This window comes from Dolichospermum sp. UHCC 0352 (genome assembly GCF_009711925.1).
Taxonomy (GTDB): domain Bacteria; phylum Cyanobacteriota; class Cyanobacteriia; order Cyanobacteriales; family Nostocaceae; genus Dolichospermum; species Dolichospermum lemmermannii.
Window position 1 is genome coordinate 45,673 of sequence record NZ_VIKY01000317.1, and the last position, 18,875, is coordinate 64,547.

Below are 18,875 nucleotides of genomic sequence, written 5' to 3' on the forward strand. Positions count from 1 at the left end.
CATAATTTACAAAAAATAAAGAACATGAAGAATTTTCACCATGACCCTAATTCTCTTGAACTTTACTATATGGCTAAACAATTAGCTGGATCAGTTTTATCTCAGTCAGCATCTGGTTGTAGAAAAACGAGTCCATCTATGGCTAGACTAGCAAGCCATGTTTTGTTAAATGAACATTTAGCTAGAGGTGGTGATAAATAACTAAGACAAATTCCTATCGGGTTAATTATTGATGCAAAATAAATTATCACGATAGGAAATTGAGTTTATATCTTTGGTAAGCTTCGCTTTTTACATCACAAAATAATTGAGGTTGATAACTTTATTAAATCCTGTAAATCCTAAAATCCTGGACATCCTGATTCTGACAAATTAAAATATTAGTACACCACAAATAAAATCAAAATCCTGTTAATCCTAAAATCCTGGATATCCTGATCCAGACAATAATATAATTATCTCGTAGCAACTATTTTGATGATCAAGCGATCGCTACAGTAAGATCAATTATGATTCTGCACTATCATTACAGGGTTAGCGATAGTGTCATTTCTTCCTTATCATTATCAAATTTTCAGTTGGGTTGCGCTTTCGCTTAACCCAACCTACCATTTTTTAACTTTACTTGACGCAAAGACACAAAAAACACTTTGCGCCTTTGCTCCTTTGCGTCTTTGCGCGAAACAAAACTTAACTAGATTGAATGTTATCCCGCAGCATCAGGTAATGGTTTTTTCGGTGTTGCTAGTTGCAGGATGATTTCTAGTAACCAAGGGGCGAGACGTTGGCATAATACGGCTAAGTGAGATTGCCAGCCGACTAGGATTTCTGCGGTATCGTTTTCTATGCCGATAACGAGGGCTTGGGCGACTTGTTCGGGTGTCATGGGGATCACTCCTCGAAATGATTGCAAGTCACGCACCATGTCTGTTTCCGTCAGAGAAGGGAGTAAGGCGATAACACGGACATTGTGTTGGGCAAGTTCTTGACGTAGTGCCTGGGTAAATCCGACAATGGCAAACTTAGTGGCGGAATATGTGGCCATTGTCGGGGCGGCAACTTTCCCCATTAAACTGGAGACATTGACAATGATCCCCCTTTTTTGACTAACCATGCGTTTGGCTATCAAGTTGGTGAGGGTGTACATTCCCATCAAATTGACGGAGAGTTCTTCTTGCAGTTGGGGAAGTTTTGATTGCAGAAATGAGTTTTGATGTGCGACTCCGGCACAATTTACGAGGAGATGAATGGGTCCATAACTTCGCCAAAGTTGGGCTATGGCTATGTTGACGTTGATTGAGTGAGTTAAGTCTAAGGCCATGATTGTAGTTTCTACGCCCAGGGCTTCGATTTGGGCGGCTACTTCGGCTAACTTTTGGCGATCGCGTGCTACTAATATTAACCTTTTCATGCCTTGTTTGGCTAATTCTAATGCGATCGCTTTACCAATGCCACGGGAAGCCCCGGTAATGAGTGCAACTTTTCCTTGAATCTTCATCGGTTTTCACCTCTAAATTCTTCATTTTTCATCTTCCTTTTGCCTTCTTGGCAATCAACAGGGAAGACGATTGATGAACGGTAAACAAAAATCAAATTTCAATTCAGCGACAGGAACGAAGATACTTTTTCTGCTCATCTGCAATACCCCTTTATTGCTTCTCGACAGCAGAAATTCCTCGTTGTCAGGATTGTTTAATCAACATAAAAGACTGTTGGCAGGATGGATAAAGCTCATTGATTTTACCTCTCTATTTGCTCCGAGCATTCACCAGTGCTGTCGTACCTACACACATTAGCAACTAAATCAAGTTCTGGCAATCTTTTTTAATCAGGATTTCTGAACAGTCGTTTTCGTGATGTATATATATCGCGATCTTAATTTATATAAGTTTTTATGAATAGTGAGCAATTCATATCATGATCCCCTCACAATTGGTTGATTTTTGTGACAAGGAACACATTTTTTAACTTATTCAAGACAATTAATCTGTTGAATTTGTAGTGTATTGGTAATAATTTTCGATAAATCTGCACTAATTTATAAAAACAAGAAAAAAGTAAATCCTATATTCCTGGCTTTGATATTCTAGATGTTGAGTCTATATCTGTTCATCTCTTTGAGGTGTGGGGTATGTTTTTGAGGGTCAACTGTCTGAATCAGGATATCCAGGATTTTAGGATTTACAGGATTTTAGTTTGTGGTCAAAGATCCCCGACTTCTAAACATAATTAATTGTGTGAATGAAAAGATTAATCAAAGAAGTCGGGGATCTGAATCTCTGTATTTGTTTTGAGCTATTTTACATTTTAAGACTTGACAAGATGCAAAACTTACATTGTACTTGTGTTATGAGTGGGAATTTGTCCGCGCATATATAGTAATATTTTGTATTATTCACATCATTATTTTTACCCATATCTAAAATATCCCTAATTTCTTTGATCCAATCATCCTGTATCAAAATCAATTATCCTAGAAATTGAGTGGTATCAATCGGGCTTTGATATTCTAGATGCGGAATCTATGCCTGTTCATCTGTCTGAAGGGTGGAGTGGATTTTATGGAGTAATAGATGTTAATCTAATAGGAATTATGAATCTAATAAATCTAATAAGCTTGGGTGTCCTGGAGTCACATAAGATTTAGATATTTTCGATTTATCACGGTCGCATTCAGAAGGTTTCCCTTTCTGTTTCCCGTGTCTAAGTCTAAGAGGTCTTGCTATTAACCAAGTTTGTCTTTTTTCTAATAGCCCTGTAAACCAAAACCATGAAAGCATTTTGCTAGTATAGTCTTCTATTGATTCTGGCTTGATACTACCTTGCTCAGAATATATCTTTCGCAATAATTTTTTGAAATCATCCTCCCATATATATTGATCTGGCATAAGATTTTCATAAATTTCTCGAATAACAATGTGATCCTCTATTTGGTCAGCTAAATGTTCAGCGAGTTCATAATCCTGTAAATTAATTAAATTATTTGGAGCAATTATTTTCTTGCTTTTTATATCTTTTTCTACTTGAAAGAAATTTTGTAAATCCTGAATAGCATTGTTAATTGTACTTTTCTTATATTTAGTTATTTCCACCAGTTCTGATGAAGTTGTAGTAGGGTTAATTAGCCTAAAAATTTTCAGTAAGGTTGAAATTTTTGTTCTAGGTCTATAAGTTATAGTAATTTTAGGCAAAGTTCCATCTATGATAAAGTCCCGAAAAATATCCCAATATATTTTATAATTTTTTCCAGTTTCAATTATTAGTTTTGCTTTTATAAGACTATTAATTACATCGGAATTAAATTTCTGACATACTTCAATTTTAGGAACTGGGGATTGTTTAGCAATATATTCTAAGCAATTAGAATGCCCTGGACTACTATTTATGTATCTTTGAATGTCAGAATCAAATATTTTTTGGATATCAAATTTAGTAATTAATTTTTTATTTCCTGAAGATATTTGCCTTTGATCAATCTTTTGATTATAAATATCACCACATAATTTCTTGAGCAACCAAGGTAAATTCTGACAATTTTCAGATAACCATTTTTCTATTTTTGGATCTAAGCGTTTACCATTTTGGTTTAGATATTCTGAAAACCTATCAAGTAGTTTCAGGGAATCTTGATATGAGAAATTATCGAATTCAATATCTTTTCTAATTTTTACTAATTCTTGCCAGTCGTGATATCGAGGATCTTCCATTGAAATATTAATATCCGTTCTCCAGCAAAATCCTAAAATTATATTTTCTTTTAAGCTATCAATATCATAGGCCAATCTCTTAAAAACATTAAATAGAGATGATAAATTTTCTTTAATTATAATTTCTTCAAATTGATCAAAAAATATAATTAAGACTCTATTATTATTTTTGAGCTTATCAAGAGCTAATTGAATTGATTCAGTACAAAAGAAGGGAGGTTCAAGGATAGTAGATATTTTATGATTTGGTAGGTCAATAAATTTATCATTAATAGCCGTCTGTAATGCTTTGGTAAGAACTTTGGGAATAAAAAGCGTTGACTGGGAAGGATCAACACTGGTAACATCAACATGATATATGTAGAAACTATTTTGATATTCTTGGATAGATAAACAGTCTGACGCTAATTTCAGCACTAAAGATGATTTGCCAATACCTGTTATTCCAGAAAAACAAACAACTCTAAGTTTTGTTTTTTTATCTCTGACTTTTTTGATGAAATCCCAAAACTTATCCTGAGTGTTATTCATTCCAAAGAAATCATCTGGACGACAAGGACGATGGTAGTCATCAAAACTATCTGCTTCATTAATTGCTGAAATTGTTATGTCAGTATTGTCTATAAATGTTTTATCTTGTAATATATTTTTTCTGTCATCAACAACAGCAATATCAAGATTACCCCAATAAAGATCGTGCTGTGAAAAATATTGTTTCCATTCATCTATAGATAAATTATTATTTGTCGTTGAGAAAATAATAGCTCTATCAACATTACCATTTATGCCAATTTCATCTGCAATCCAAAAAAAATCTCTTTCGTGAGTTAATAATAACGTCAGTTTATCAATTTTGTATGTATTTATATTTAATTTTGCAAAATCAGGTAAATGAAAACTGTTAATTTTAATAAATAATTCTGCTAGTCTCTCAGGACCAAAAAACTCTAAATGATATTTTTTTATTTTTGGGTCTTTTTTTTATGTTTTTCCATAACAGCTTTTGCTTTGGGGGTAAGTTCTGAAGTTGATATTAAATAAGCATATTCCACTTCTTCATCTTCTGCTTGTCCCATTAGTTGATGTATTATACGAGGAGAAATGTTGTCTTCTTGAAATTTACACTCTACCAATCCTCTTTTTCCGCTCATTAATTCCTTAATATATATATCAGTTTGCATACCTTCAAATTCAATATTGGTGATTACTTCCCAATGAAATTCACTGAATAAACTTGCTGTAATCTTTTCCCAAAACTTACCTATCCTATCATTATTCCATTGTTTAGGAACTACTACTTTTAATTTTGGCTTAATATTTAGCATTGTATTCATTGTTAAGATACTTACCTTTACACAGGTTATATTATAGTACAAAAATACTGAAAATACAAGAAGCAAAGACGCAAAGTGTTTTTTGTGTCTTTGCTCCTTAGCGTCTACCCTTCGGGATCTCTAAGAGAGATTGCGCGAAACTAATCTAAATTAATTCCCTTCCCGCAACTTATCCAACACACTGCGATCTTCCAAAGTCGAAGTATCCCCCGATATTTCCTGTCCTGATGCCAAATTCCGCAACAAACGGCGCATAATCTTACCAGAACGGGTTTTAGGCAAAGCATCAGTAAACCTGATTTCACCAGGACGAGCGATCATTTTTTCAACAACCATGAATCTTATACTGGTACTAAATTGCTTTTATGGTCATACCAGCTATTAACCATTGCAATAATATTGTCTATTTCCTCATCATTCAGGGTTTTTAATTCTTCATTTTGATTAAATTTCAATACCACGTTATTTCCCTCATTAATAATAGGTTCTAAAATCCATTTATAATATCCTTTATCATTATCTAGCGTAAAGAAAAACAAGCACACTGGAAATGGTAAATCTCTGAAAAATTTCAAATTCTTATATTTGTTATTTTTTAGCTGAAAAATATCATCATGCTGAATTACTTCAGAACTAGAAACTGTTGCTTTCACTTCTACCCCAAAAATTCTCCCAGTGTAATTACCATCTTTAGTGATTGTAACTGAAAAATCTAAACCTCCTTGTCCTTGTTTTTGTTGAGAAACAATTAAATCATCACGACGAGTTAAGTACACAACTGCCAAAGCTTCTGAACGTAAACCAATGTACCAAGGTTGTTCTGTTTGCATTGTTTTATCTCCACTGTTGATCAGAAAATTGCGAAACTAAATTTTTCCGGCTGTATTGACTCCAAAAATTATTTACTTCGTGCCAAAGAATTTCTCTATTCTGTTTATTAATAGGAAAGTTAGTAGATAGACTTGAGAGAGATTTTGAATTTTCTCCATTAGCAGAAACTAAATAACCAACTTCTTGAATGTCATCAATCCCAACTATATAAGTTGGTGCTAGATAAGATGCTATACCAATTATAGATTCCTTTTCTACTTTCACCTTCAGACGTTTATCTTTTTTACTATAACCTTGCCTAGTAGTTTTAACTTGTACAAAAAAATAAGGAATATAAGAACCAGCACCTACTAACTCAACAATAAAATCAACATACTGCCATTTCTCTCCTAAAAACTGTGGCTTAAAAATTGGACCAGCATCAGAGTGAAATTCTGTTATTAAAAGGTCAAATAGCGATTCACCTCTTCGTCCTAGTGCATCCCTCATTTTCTTATATATACCCCTATCATAGTTCAAGTTATAGTTTTCTTCACACAATATAGGGTAGGCAAAATTGCCCACCCCAGATTACTTTGCGCCTTTGCTCCTTAGCGTCTTTGCGCGAAACTACCTTAAACTAAGCACCTTCCCGCAACTTATCCAAAACACTGCGACACTGCGATCTTCCAAAGTCGAAGTATCCCCCGATATTTCCTGTCCTGATGCCAAATTCCGCAACAAACGCCGCATAATCTTCCCAGAACGGGTTTTCGGTAAAGCATCAGTAAACCTGATTTCACCAGGACGAGCGATCGCTCCAATCTCATTGACAACGTGCTTTTTCAGTTCCTTACTCAACTCCTCACTGGCTTGATAAGTCCCTTCCAAAGTTACAAAAGCCACAACTTCCTCACCCTTCAAATCATCCGGTTTACCCACCACCGCAGCCTCAGCCACCGCCGGATGAGACACTAGGGCAGATTCTACTTCCATCGTCCCCAAGCGGTGTCCAGAGACATTCAGGACATCATCCACGCGCCCCATGACCCAGAAATAGCCGTCCTCATCCTTTCTCGCCCCATCACCGGCAAAATACGTATAATTACCATTTGTGGGCGGAATATGTTCCCAGTAAGTCCGCCGGAAACGATCAGGATCACCGTACACAGTCCGCATCATTCCCGGCCAAGGATGACGAATTGCTAAATAACCACCTTCGTTATCAGGGACAGAATTCCCGTCTAAATCCACCACATCCGCAATAATACCGGGGAATGGGAGAGTGGCTGAACCTGGTTTAGTGGCAATTGCCCCAGGTAGAGGTGTAATCATAATCCCACCTGTCTCCGTTTGCCACCAAGTATCCACAATTGGACAGCGTTCACCACCAATGATTTTGTGATACCACATCCAAGCTTCGGGGTTAATGGGTTCACCTACACTTCCCAGTAATCGCAGAGAAGAAAGATTACGTTTTTTAGGATGATGTTCACCCATTTTGATAAAGGCGCGAATTGCCGTTGGTGCAGTATAAAAAATATTAACACCGTATTTCTCAATTACATCCCAGAAACATCCAGGATTAGAAGCACGGGGCGCACCTTCATACATGAGAGTCGTTGCCCCGTTGGACAGGGGACCATAAACTATATAGCTATGTCCCGTAATCCAACCGACATCGGCAGTACACCAATATACATCAGTATCTTGAAGATCAAAAATCCATTTGGTAGTGATATGGCTGTATAAGTTATAACCGCCTGTGGTATGGACTACTCCTTTCGGTTTGCCTGTACTACCGGAAGTGTAGAGAACAAACAGCATATCTTCGCTGTCCATTGGTTCAGCGGGACAATCAGCAGAAACGCCTTTTTGTAAATCGTGCCACCAATGGTCACGTCCTGCTGCCATCTGTGTTGTTTGATTTGTGCGTTTGACAACTAGCACATCTGTAATACTGGGAACTGCATTATTCTCTAAAGCTTTGTCTACCTGCTCTTTGAGGGGAACAATTGCATCTTTGCGCCAACCACCATCGGCTGTGATCACTAACTTAGCTTCGGCATCATTCAAGCGATCGCGCAAAGCTTCAGCACTAAAACCACCGAAAACAACGCTGTGAGGTGCGCCAATTCTCGCACAGGCTAACATAGCAATGGCAGCTTCGGGAATCATTGGCATATAAATCCCAATGCGATCGCCTTTTTTTGCTCCTAGCTGCTTTAATACATTTGCAAACTGGCACACTTCCCGATGCAATTGGGCATAAGTCAGCGTCCGTGAATCTCCCGGTTCTCCTTCCCAAATCAATGCAGCTTTATTTTTCCGCCAAGTAGTGAGATGTCTGTCAAGACAATTGTAAGAAATATTAATCTTACCGTTGACAAACCACTTAGCAAAAGGTGGTTGCCAATCTAGGACAGTGTCCCATTTTTGAAACCAGTGTAACTCAGTTTCCGCCAATTCTGCCCAAAATTGTTGAGGATCTGCTTTGGCTTTGTCGTAAAGTCGCTGATAATCTGCTAAACTTTTGATCTGGGCATTTTCTGAAAATTCACTGCTAGGCGGAAATAGCCGCTTTTCCTGTAAAATGGATTCTATGGTTGGTTGAGACATAATGATGGATGCAAATGATAATGATATTGTGACTGAAAACTATTTTTAACGAAGTTGTGCTGAGTGTAAAGATTATTTACTGATCTGCTCAACTAGTCCTACTCTAGTCCGACAATTAGTTAATGCTGAATTATTCAGTACACCCTAAGATAAAATAATGATCATGTTTTTAACAACCTTATTTACCGATTTAGTAGGATATCACTCTTTAGATGCTGTGTTAGTGTTTTACAATAGGGTATAGTTTGCAAGCCAGAGAAATTAAGGATAAACTAAATTTACTAATCGAGCAAGCCGCTGAAATAGATCCAAGTCTCACGATAAAATTAAGAGATATCAACCGTTGGATTAAACATATCAAGCTTGGTTCACTGATATCCAAACCCATCGTTGTCGCTTTTTTATTAGAAGTAATTACGGACTCTAAGGTTTGGTTAGCAATTAAATCTTTACCTTCAGAGGAAGACCAAAAACTCCAGTTTGAGCAAATGACCGCCAATGAAAGATATTGGTACAGTTGTCTATTTCCTAAATGGATAAACGCCACAGATACCAAATTTTATATTTGGAAGAAAAAAATGATGGCGGGGGAATTTAATCAGGCTGATAGTGATATCATTAAATATATAGCTCAGGATGTTGTTCATCGAGAAGGGGATTTTTGGCGGCGTTATATAGCTGACCTTTCTATGGCAACAGACCTGATAGTTAGCAATCACCAAAATAAACCACTCTGTATTCAAGTTACCAGTGTCAGTGAAGAATTTCATAACACCAAGTATCAAAAGTGGCAAAATTCACTGCAATTGTGGGAAATAGAAAGAGGATTATTTCTCAGTTACAATCCCCAAGACAATGATTTTATTCATCAGTTAGTCAATGTTGCACTGTATAACAGTGATCATCTTGCGGAAGGGAAGTATATGAATTTTTCCTGATTCCCGAATATTGAAATCGAAATCTGTGTCCTAGCTAACATCATTAATCCGCTGAAAACACCATTTATGGTTAACCAACAACAGACTAATAATAGCGCTCAACTCGAAAACCTGACAGAAGCGTTAGCAGCAGCCCGGAATATGCAGCAAGATTGGTTAAATTATGGACTAAATTTTGTTCATATTTATGTCGAAGATGTGGAAGGTGATTGGCTAGAAACCTGGGGAGATGATGAAATATCTAATCCTTTATTTGATTCTATTAAAGACTTTTTAGTTAGTGATGATGATGTGGCTATCAAAATCAGAAATTATGTGGGAGATACATCATTGTTTGATTTAGCAGTAGATTTAGAAGAATGTTTGAGAATCTCTAGAGAAAATGACAAAATATCGGCTGTGAAAGATGTGTTAGTAAGTGATATTGATCTTGATATTGATAATTTGGAATTATTGGATTTAGCTAGTTATTTTGTCAACAAGTGTTGTCACAAAAATTCAGAACCTAGAATTGTTGAAGTATAGTTTTCGAGAGTTTCAGAGAGTTTCAGATCCCCGACTTCTCTAAGAAGTCGGGGATCTTGTTTGTGGTATATAATGTTTTAGCTAAAAACTGTACAAGCTAACAGTTATCGGTGTGAAAATTTTATACTATACATCTTGGCACAAAAGATGTCAAAGCTGCTATTGTTTATGCAGTACGAGTAAATAGAAAATCGGAATCACCATAAAGCGATAGGTTTAGTAATCTATAGTAACCCCATATATCCTAAAATTAAATCATGTACAGTAGCAGCAATATGGAAAAACTACAAACCGCCTCCAGACAGGCAGAAATAGAAGCAACTTTCATCACACTTGCCAATCAATGGCGGGAAGAAAATCGTGGTATATCATCAACTAACCAAATGTGTATGCACCCTGCCTATCAACAAATTATAGGCATGGGTGAAGTCGTCATACCTCTACTGCTAAGAGAGCTTGAAAAGAAATCTGGACGCTGGTTTTGGGCATTAAAATCTATTTCCAGAGAAGATCCTGTACCTCCAGAGTACAGAGGAAATACAGAAAAAATGACTAAAGCATGGCTCGAATGGGGAAAGCAAAGGGGCTACAATTGGTAAGTAATAACGCCTGGGTTAACTATGTAAAAACATTTATTGAACGAGATTTTCCTAACCTAGTCATCCACGGATACAAGCTTACAAGCCCAGATACAACAGATTACAATTGTGTTGCTTGGGCAGCAGAAGACGATCAAAATTGGTGGTGGACAGATGCTCAAAATGAAGAATACTGGCCTCCAGATGTTCCTAGAGAGGAGACCATTAACGCTTTTGAGCAAGCATTTCAAACTCTTGGTTATGAAGTCTGTGAAGATGATACTTTAGAACCAGGATTTCAAAAAATAGCAATATACGTTAATTCCAATAAAACACCAACCCACGTTGCTAGACAATTACCTGATGGTAAATGGACAAGTAAGCTAGGTCAAGACGAAGATATAGAGCATAATAATTTACAAGGTTTAACTGGTAATCCTGGTTATGGTGAAGTTACCTGTATTATGAAAAGACCAATTTGAAACTAGAAGAATAGTTAAAAAAGCGATCGCTTACTTGACTTCAGATATATCATACTCGGTTAATTACTCCCTTCCCAGCACAAGATATTAACTAAAAACTGTTAATTTAAAATCCCCTTATTTTACCAAATACTAATATGTCATTTGTTCCTTTACATATTCACAGTGATTACAGCTTGCTTGATGGTGCTAGTCAACTACCAGAATTGGTAGATCGAGCGATCGCATTAGGAATGAAAGCGATCGCCCTCACAGATCATGGTGTCATGTATGGGGCAGTTGAACTCATTAAAATCTGCCGCAGTAAGACTATAAAGCCAATAATTGGCAACGAAATGTATATCCTAAACGGTGATATTGACAAACAAGAACGCCGTCCCAAATATCATCAAGTCGTATTAGCCAAAAACACTCAAGGCTATAAAAACTTAGTTAAAATCACCACAATTTCCCATCTTCAAGGAGTACAAGGTAAAGGCATTTTTTCCCGTCCTTGTATTAACAAAGATTTACTCAAACAATATCGTAAAGGTTTAATAGTTACTAGCGCTTGTTTAGGGGGAGAAATTCCTCAAGCAATTTTGAGTAATCGGCCAGATGCAGCCAGAAAAGTTGCTAAATGGTATAAAGAAGTATTTGGGGAAGATTTTTATTTAGAAATTCAAGATCATGGTTCTCAAGAAGACCGGATTGTGAATGTAGAAATTGTCAAAATTGCCAGAGAATTAGGGATTAAATTTATTGCTACAAATGACTCCCATTTTATTTCTTGTTTTGATGTAGAATCCCATGATGCCTTGCTATGTATTCAAACCGGCAAACTCATCAGCGAAGATAAAAGAATGCGATATAGCGGCACAGAATACCTCAAATCATCAGAGGAAATGCACCAGTTATTCCGTGACCATTTACCCGATGATGTCATTGCTGAAGCGATCGCCACCACAGAAGAAATTGCTGATAAAGTTGAACCTTATCACATCATGGGTGATCCCCAAATTCCCACACCCCAAATACCTTCAGGACATACAGCAGATACCTATGCAGAAGAAGTTGCTTGGGACGGACTTTTAGAAAGATTAAAACGCAAATCTCGCAACGAAGTAGATCCAGTCTATAAAGAAAGATTGGAATATGAATTAAAAATGATTCAACAAATGGGATTTTCCACCTACTTTTTAGTAGTGTGGGACTACATCAAATTTGCGCGAGATAATAATATTCCCGTCGGTCCAGGACGGGGTTCTGCGGCAGGTTCTTTAGTAGCTTATGCCATGAAAATTACGAATATTGACCCCGTACATCATGGCTTATTATTTGAAAGATTTCTCAATCCTGAACGCAAATCAATGCCGGATATTGATACAGATTTCTGCATTGATAAACGAGATCAAGTCATTGATTATGTAACTAATAAATATGGTGTTGATAGAGTTGCCCAAATCATCACTTTTAACCGTCTGACATCAAAAGCAGTGTTAAAAGATGTCGCTAGAGTGTTAGACATTCCCTATGGGGATTCTGACAAAATGGCGAAAATGATTCCTGTAGTTCGGGGTAAACCCACAAAACTGAAAGTGATGATTTCCGATGAAACTCCCGAACCAGAATTTAAAGCCAAATATGATAATGATCCCACTGTACGGCGCTGGATTGACATGGCCATGCGAATTGAAGGAACTAACAAAACCTTCGGGGTTCATGCTGCTGGTGTCGTTATTTCCGCAGAACCATTAGATGAACTTGTTCCTCTACAACGAAATAATGATGGTTCTGTAATTACTCAATATTTCATGGAAGATTTGGAATCATTGGGATTATTAAAAATGGACTTTTTGGGTTTGCGGAACTTAACCCTAATTCAAAAAACCATTGATTTAATTGAACAAAGTAAAGGATATCGAATTGATCCTGATGAAATTACCGGACAGGAAAGAAAAGCACAAAAAATATTAGCTAAAGGTGATCATACTAACTTACCAAAAGACGTTGCTAAAGCTTATTCACTATTAGAAGCAGGTGATTTAGAAGGGATATTTCAATTAGAATCTTCAGGAATGAAACAGATAGTCCGAGATTTAAAACCTTCAAACATTGAAGATATTTCTTCCATTTTAGCACTTTATCGCCCAGGACCATTAGATGCAGGATTAATTCCTAAATTTATTAATCGTAAACATGGACGAGAAGAAATTGAATATGATACTCAAATTTTAGAACCAATATTAAATGAAACCTACGGAATCATGGTTTATCAAGAGCAAATTATGAAAATTGCTCAAGATATGGCTGGTTATAGCTTAGGACAAGCTGATTTACTCCGTCGGGCTATGGGTAAAAAGAAAGTATCAGAAATGGAGAAACAAAAGCAAAATTTTATTGATGGTTCGGCAAAAAATGGTGTAATACCCCAAGTTTCTGAACATTTATTTGGGGATATGTTGAAGTTTGCCGAATACTGTTTAAGTTATGACACAGAAATTTTAACCGTTGAATATGGGTTTTTAGAGATTGGGGAAATTGTCGAAAAACAGATTGAATGTAAAGTTTATACTATTGATAGTAATGGAATGCTTTACACCCAATCAATTGCCCAATGGCATAATCGGGGACAGCAAGAAGTTTATGAATATTTGTTAGAAAATGGGGCAATTATTCGCGCTACAAAAGACCATAAATTCATGACTGAAGCCGGGCAAATGTTACCAATTGATGAGATTTTTGCCCAAGGATTAGATTTATTACAAGTGGGTGTTGCTGAATGAAAGGATGAATTTTTTTTTCACGCAGAGGCGCAGAGTCGCAGAGAGTAGGAGCTTGCAAAATGTAATTGTTGACTTTTATACTTCAAAAAACAAACAAACTTAACCCGACTCAACAATACTTAAGATCAGTATTCACATCTCTTCTTTATTTACCTCTGCGCCCTCTGTGCCTCTGTGGTTCGTTAAAAATTAACTACTTAACTAACCACATATAACTATATACACATACATAGCATACTGATTATACAATTACATATCAGTATATTCTCACTGGTTTAAAGCCCATTAGTAATGGTAACTTAAAATACGTAACCATTTTAGACGGGTAAAGAAAATGGCTGTTGGCATAGAAGAACAGGGTAGCAAGTTTATCACCACCGAAGCAATCAAAAATCAAGACGGAGAACAGAAGGTTTGGGACGCTTTCCGTAGTACCTTTGCTGATAGAAACTGCATTGGATATTGGCGTTATCCCATTTTTTCCAAAGCTGGAGAAATTAGAAAAGAGCCGGATATCTTAATAGTTGATAGAGAATTTGGTGTAGTTGTAATTGAAGTCAAATCTATAAATATTGACCAAATTGCCGCTATTAATGGTCAACAATGGCAATTGCAAAATACTGATACCACAGAAATAAATCCCTACCAACAAGCAGAACATCAACTGCGAGCATTAATATCATATAGTGATAGAGAAACAGCACTTTGGCGAAAAGTTAATGGTAGAGCCATAGTTGCATTACCGCAAATTACCACAGAACAATGGCAGCAAAAAGGCTTTGACCAATTACCAGATATTCCGCCAATTATATTTCAAGACCAATTAGGAAAAGTTGCTTTAATTGAACAAATTCAACAAGCTAATATTGTCATTCCTGGAGCAGATTTAGAAGCTAAAAATTGGGAATTATTATTATCAGTGATAGGCGGTACACCTGTATTGCGGAAACCTCCCCGAAATCAAGTCAATACCACTGGGAAAACCCGTTCTAATGTCATTGATAGTTTACGAGAAAAACTCTATGAGATTGATTTACAACAAGAACATATTGGTAAAGAAATTCCCCCAGGACCTCAACGGATTCGCGGTATTGCCGGCTCAGGAAAAACTGTTTTACTATGTCAAAAAGCCGCACATATGCACCTGAAACATCCAGATTGGGATATTGCTTTAGTATTTTTTACCCGTTCCTTATATGATTTAATAACTGGTTTACTCGACCAATGGATAAAGCGTTTTAGTTGTGGTGAAATGCAGTATGACCCCAAAACTAACTCGAAGTTACGAGTCTTTCATGCTTGGGGAGCAAAGGAACAACCAGGTTTATATCGCATTATTTGTGAACATCATGGTAAAAGACCAGGAACTGTACAGAACACCAATGAAAGACAGCCAAATCGAGGTTTAATAGATTTAAGTAAACGGCTATTGGAAGAAATTACTATTGAACCAATGTTTGATGCCATCTTAATTGATGAAGGTCAAGATTTAGTAGCCGAAGATGATTTAAAATATCAGGATAAACAAGCTATTTATTGGTTAGCTTATCAATCTTTACGACCTGCTGATTCTGAACACCCAGAACAAAAACGCTTGATTTGGGCTTATGACGAAGCTCAAAGTTTAGATAGTTTAAAAATTCCTACCGCGCCAGAATTATTTGGGATAGATACTAATCTTAATAAGGCGGTAACTGGTAGCTATAAAGGTGGCATTAAAAAATCAGAAATTATGCGACGTTGCTATCGTACACCAGGTCAAATTCTCACATCTGCTCACGCTATTGGTATGGGTTTGTTACGTCCAGAAGGAATGCTGACAGGACTCACAAATCAAAAAGCATGGAAGGAAATTGGTTATGAAGTTGTCGGCGATAGTAAATTTATTTCTGGTAGACAAATTACATTGCGCCGTCCGCCAGAAAACTCACCAAATCCCATATCAGAAATCTGGGGAAAACCTGTATTAGAATTTGAAACTTATGGTTCTCGTCAGGAAGAAATGAAGGCTTTGGCTGAGAAAATTATGCACAATATTGTCCATGACGGACTTAACCCCAGCCGAGATATTTTAGTAGTAATTTTAGGATCTACCTATGAAGCAATGGAATTAGAAACCCAGATAGCTGGCTTTTTAATGGAATATGACATTGATGTTTATATCCCTACAGCTTTAAAGTTAAATGATTTAGTTCCCCAATATCCCAATCATGATCCTGATAAATTTTGGCACGAAGGTGGTGTAACGGTATCACGGATTACTCGCGCTAAAGGACATGAAGCGGATATGGTTTATGTGGTGGGTTTTGATAATGTAGCACGGAATGAAAATGATGTGAATTTCCGCAACCAGTTATTTGTGGCTTTAACCAGGGCGCGAGGTTGGGCTAATTTAAGCGGTGTTGGTAGTTATCCTATGTATGAGGAAATGCGAAAGGTCATAGCTAGTGGAGAGAGTTTTACTTTTACCTACAAGCGTCCACCTAAACGTGATATTGGAGATAGTGAGTAAGCACTATCCGAAAATATCAGGTAATTAAATTCAATGCTGTATAACTCCAGCTTGCATTTGCAAACTGGAGAGTATAAAACATCTAGTAGTGTTATTTAGGGGCTGCTGAATAAACCTAGAACTGAGATATATCAAGAGTTTGAAGGTAAAAAAGGTGAATCAGGTGCAAGGAATAAGGGTTGAAATCAGCAAAAACCTATCACTTGACCAGATTCAATACTATTCTTCTCTTCTTCTAATTCTTCCTCCTGACTCCTGACTCCTAGCCCTCACAGACAACTTTTTCAGCACCCCCTATTTAATAACAAACTCAAATTGTAACTTCCTAGGTAGGATGATCAGGTTGATTCCAATCAGGGAAGAATTGCTATGATGACTACATCTCATCTCAAACTAGATTTATCTAATCGTGAAAAAACCATCACAACCATTTACATTCTTAAAAACTGGCATATTTCCTAGATCAATCGGTAGAACTTTCAAAAAAATTTTTAGTGATATATCTCCGAATACAGATCAAGAATTTATTAAAAAATATCAAATATCCAGACAGCGGACAACTATAGCTGTCAAATTCTTATTACTGCTAATTATTGTTCCCCTTCTCACTCATCAACTATCTAAGCGGATATTTATCCTTCCCTTAGTAGAGAAGATGAGAACTGAAAACTCTCACCTGATTTTTCTCAATCAGGAAATGGAGAAAGAAGCTTTTCATGAATTAAAAATATTTAGGGCAGAATTAAAGTTTAAAAGTCTTCTGGATTCAGAATGGAAAAATTCCCCAGAAAATGTAGAATCCAAGATAAAAGAAAAAGCCATAGAACTAGCAGCAAAATTTCGAGATAAAAGTGCTAACGCTATTAGTAATATATTTGCAGACATTATAGCATTAATTACCTTTGCATTAGTAATTGTTTTTAGTGCCAAAGATATTATTTCTCTTCAACACTTTGTAGATCAAATTGTTTATGGTTTAAGCGATAGTGCTAAAGCCTTTTTAATTATCTTATCTACAGATGTATTTGTAGGCTTTCACTCACCACATGGCTGGGAAATAATTCTGGAAGGATTTGCAGAACACTTAGGTTTACCCGCGAGTAGAAATTATATATTTATGTTTATTGCCACATTTCCTGTAATTTTAGACACTATAGTTAAATATTGGATATTCCGGTATCTTAGTCGTTTATCACCTTCAGCATTAGCTACCTTAAAAGAAATGAATGATTAATCATCTTAATTGGGCAGATTTCCCATTGTCAATAATTCTGAGAATGCTAAAATGGGGGGTAATCATTGTTTATTTTCATGAATTATGCGTATCCTCTTTAATCAAAAATTAAAAGTCACAGTATTTATTACTAGCTTATTAGTAGTGATTTTTCTTAATAAACAGCCAATTCAACAACAACAGATTGTTAAAAATTTATCATTATCCCAAATAGTAAATTCTCCAACTAAAGGATTTACTCATGATATATCTCCGCAAAAAATATCTAATATAAATGTCAAAAATAATGATAAATCTATATTTTATTCAGTCATCAATGAATGGCGAAAATATCAATATAGTGTTAATTCTAATCAAGTATTAAAAATAGGGAAATTACCAAATAATCCCATAAATTTTCATCAAGCTGATTTGTTAACCGTACTCACAAATACTAGACAATATTTTCAGAAATACTCTCAAGAAGATCCCGATATTCAACGCACAGGCATCTTAGTAACTCAAGGAGTTACCGTTAAAGATATTCTGAAAACATTAGATTTTATGATTGTCGTCTTAGAAGAAGACATTTCTAATAAGCGAACAACTCGGTTACAAAATCCTAACTTTATTAACGCCAATTTTCGCGTAATTAAATGGTCTGCTCATAACCCAGAAAATCCGCAGCAGAAACAATTAAGAATTACTAAATATGCAGCTTTTATTCATCCCGGTTCTCGACAAAAAACTTCTACATATAATACGCCAATCTACGCTATTAACGAAGAAGTAAGCCAAGAAAAATTTTACACCCAATATACAAAACAAGATGTTTTATCAGGTATTTATGAACCTGGAGGTAAAGAATTTGGTAAAGTTAAACCAATTGCTTATTTAACTCGCAGTGGTTTAGAAGCAGCACTCATGCAGGGAACAGTATTAGTTAATTTTACAGATGGAACTAAAGAGTTTTTAAACGTAGATAGAAATAATGGAATGTCCTATATTCGGGGCTTAAAAGCAACTGCACAAACACGTTATTGGTATTTTAAAGAAGTTGATGCAATTAAAGGCTATGGATATAAAATAGATGCCAAAATATCCATTAAACCAGGAGTAACATTTGCTGGGGATGTTCTCAATATTGGTTTAGGAAGAATAATTGTCATTGAAGATAATCAGAGTGGACAGAAACGTTTAAAAATGGGCATAATTGCCGATACAGGTGGAGCATTTTTACCTAATCTTTATCAACTTGATTTTTTAGCAGGAACTTTCACCAGTGAAAGAGCTTTTGAGCAATATATTCAAAAATTACCTGAATATACAAATGCCTATATTTTAGTGAAAAAATAAAGTCAGTTGTCAGTAGGGGCGAAGCATTTGGAAGAT

General features: G+C 36.0%; 15 protein-coding genes and 1 pseudogene. 9 read left to right on the forward strand and 7 right to left on the reverse strand.

Features of this window, described 5'->3' with window-relative positions:
- The first annotated feature begins 24 nt into the window (after positions 1–24).
- A complete protein-coding gene (locus FJR06_RS23020; RefSeq protein WP_160289986.1) occupies positions 25–201 on the forward strand; it encodes a hypothetical protein in 177 nt (58 codons plus the stop codon).
- Between the two features lie 505 nt (positions 202–706).
- On the opposite strand, the gene FJR06_RS23025 is transcribed toward FJR06_RS23020, so the two are convergent.
- The 7 genes and pseudogenes from FJR06_RS23025 to acs form a co-directional block, all read right to left on the reverse strand.
- Positions 707–1,498: an SDR family oxidoreductase gene (locus FJR06_RS23025; protein WP_168652335.1), complete on the reverse strand. Its 792-nt coding sequence runs from the start codon at positions 1,496–1,498 to the stop codon at positions 707–709.
- A gap of 1,093 nt (positions 1,499–2,591) precedes the next feature.
- Positions 2,592–4,238 carry a hypothetical protein gene (locus FJR06_RS23030; RefSeq protein ID WP_168652336.1) on the reverse strand — a complete coding sequence of 549 codons (1,647 nt, stop codon included), beginning with the start codon at positions 4,236–4,238 and terminating at the stop codon, positions 2,592–2,594.
- A 431-nt stretch (positions 4,239–4,669) separates the two neighbouring features.
- On the reverse strand, positions 4,670–5,041 hold the full coding sequence (locus FJR06_RS23035; RefSeq protein ID WP_168652337.1) for a restriction endonuclease: 372 nt from the start codon (positions 5,039–5,041) through the stop codon (positions 4,670–4,672).
- 150 nt (positions 5,042–5,191) lie between these two features.
- On the reverse strand, positions 5,192–5,377 hold the full coding sequence (locus tag FJR06_RS23040) for a hypothetical protein (protein WP_371724283.1): 186 nt from the start codon (positions 5,375–5,377) through the stop codon (positions 5,192–5,194).
- 5 nt (positions 5,378–5,382) lie between these two features.
- A complete protein-coding gene (locus FJR06_RS23045) occupies positions 5,383–5,871 on the reverse strand; it encodes a DUF4365 domain-containing protein (protein ID WP_168652338.1) in 489 nt (162 codons plus the stop codon).
- 4 nt (positions 5,872–5,875) lie between these two features.
- The gene (locus tag FJR06_RS23050; RefSeq protein ID WP_371724282.1) at positions 5,876–6,436 is read right to left on the reverse strand and encodes a DUF4365 domain-containing protein; all 561 of its coding nucleotides are present in this window, start codon (positions 6,434–6,436) and stop codon (positions 5,876–5,878) included.
- Between the two features lie 55 nt (positions 6,437–6,491).
- Positions 6,492–8,470 (reverse strand): annotated as a pseudogene (gene acs, locus FJR06_RS23055) (acetate--CoA ligase).
- A gap of 245 nt (positions 8,471–8,715) precedes the next feature.
- On the opposite strand from acs, the gene FJR06_RS23060 reads away from it, so the two are divergent.
- The 8 genes from FJR06_RS23060 to FJR06_RS23095 all read left to right on the forward strand — a co-directional run bounded on the left by FJR06_RS23060 (position 8,716) and on the right by FJR06_RS23095 (position 18,839).
- Complete coding sequence (locus FJR06_RS23060) at positions 8,716–9,408, forward strand: hypothetical protein (protein WP_148760846.1); 693 nt, start codon at positions 8,716–8,718, stop codon at positions 9,406–9,408.
- A 66-nt stretch (positions 9,409–9,474) separates the two neighbouring features.
- Positions 9,475–9,933 carry a hypothetical protein gene (locus FJR06_RS23065; RefSeq protein ID WP_168634370.1) on the forward strand — a complete coding sequence of 153 codons (459 nt, stop codon included), beginning with the start codon at positions 9,475–9,477 and terminating at the stop codon, positions 9,931–9,933.
- Between the two features lie 257 nt (positions 9,934–10,190).
- Entirely contained in the window at positions 10,191–10,532 is a 342-nt protein-coding gene (locus FJR06_RS23070; protein WP_217357543.1) for a hypothetical protein, read from the forward strand.
- The gene (locus tag FJR06_RS23075; RefSeq protein ID WP_254434469.1) at positions 10,493–10,993 is read left to right on the forward strand and encodes a hypothetical protein; all 501 of its coding nucleotides are present in this window, start codon (positions 10,493–10,495) and stop codon (positions 10,991–10,993) included. Before FJR06_RS23070 ends, FJR06_RS23075 begins: the two co-directional genes overlap by 40 nt.
- Before the next feature lie 137 nt (positions 10,994–11,130).
- Positions 11,131–13,758 carry a trans-splicing intein-formed DNA polymerase III subunit alpha N-terminal partner DnaE-N gene (locus tag FJR06_RS23080; protein ID WP_015083676.1) on the forward strand — a complete coding sequence of 876 codons (2,628 nt, stop codon included), beginning with the start codon at positions 11,131–11,133 and terminating at the stop codon, positions 13,756–13,758.
- A 334-nt stretch (positions 13,759–14,092) separates the two neighbouring features.
- Positions 14,093–16,270 carry a DEAD/DEAH box helicase gene (locus FJR06_RS23085; RefSeq protein ID WP_015083677.1) on the forward strand — a complete coding sequence of 726 codons (2,178 nt, stop codon included), beginning with the start codon at positions 14,093–14,095 and terminating at the stop codon, positions 16,268–16,270.
- Between the two features lie 409 nt (positions 16,271–16,679).
- Positions 16,680–17,504: a hypothetical protein gene (locus FJR06_RS23090; protein ID WP_051155259.1), complete on the forward strand. Its 825-nt coding sequence runs from the start codon at positions 16,680–16,682 to the stop codon at positions 17,502–17,504.
- An 84-nt stretch (positions 17,505–17,588) separates the two neighbouring features.
- Positions 17,589–18,839 (forward strand): hypothetical protein, encoded by a 1,251-nt coding sequence (locus FJR06_RS23095; protein WP_168652340.1) that lies wholly within the window; start codon positions 17,589–17,591, stop codon positions 18,837–18,839.
- Positions 18,840–18,875 lie beyond the last annotated feature (36 nt).

Coding starts and splice junctions, on each gene's coding strand:
- FJR06_RS23030 (WP_168652336.1), bottom strand. CDS start 4,238: ATGAATAACACTCAGGATAAGTTTTGGGATTTCATCAAAAAAGTCAGA.
- FJR06_RS23045 (WP_168652338.1), bottom strand. CDS start 5,871: ATGCAAACAGAACAACCTTGGTACATTGGTTTACGTTCAGAAGCTTTG.
- FJR06_RS23080 (WP_015083676.1), top strand. CDS start 11,131: ATGTCATTTGTTCCTTTACATATTCACAGTGATTACAGCTTGCTTGAT.
- FJR06_RS23035 (WP_168652337.1), bottom strand. CDS start 5,041: ATGAATACAATGCTAAATATTAAGCCAAAATTAAAAGTAGTAGTTCCT.
- FJR06_RS23065 (WP_168634370.1), top strand. CDS start 9,475: ATGGTTAACCAACAACAGACTAATAATAGCGCTCAACTCGAAAACCTG.
- FJR06_RS23020 (WP_160289986.1), top strand. CDS start 25: ATGAAGAATTTTCACCATGACCCTAATTCTCTTGAACTTTACTATATG.
- FJR06_RS23085 (WP_015083677.1), top strand. CDS start 14,093: ATGGCTGTTGGCATAGAAGAACAGGGTAGCAAGTTTATCACCACCGAA.
- FJR06_RS23095 (WP_168652340.1), top strand. CDS start 17,589: ATGCGTATCCTCTTTAATCAAAAATTAAAAGTCACAGTATTTATTACT.
- FJR06_RS23070 (WP_217357543.1), top strand. CDS start 10,191: ATGTACAGTAGCAGCAATATGGAAAAACTACAAACCGCCTCCAGACAG.
- FJR06_RS23025 (WP_168652335.1), bottom strand. CDS start 1,498: ATGAAGATTCAAGGAAAAGTTGCACTCATTACCGGGGCTTCCCGTGGC.
- FJR06_RS23075 (WP_254434469.1), top strand. CDS start 10,493: ATGGCTCGAATGGGGAAAGCAAAGGGGCTACAATTGGTAAGTAATAAC.
- FJR06_RS23040 (WP_371724283.1), bottom strand. CDS start 5,377: ATGGTTGTTGAAAAAATGATCGCTCGTCCTGGTGAAATCAGGTTTACT.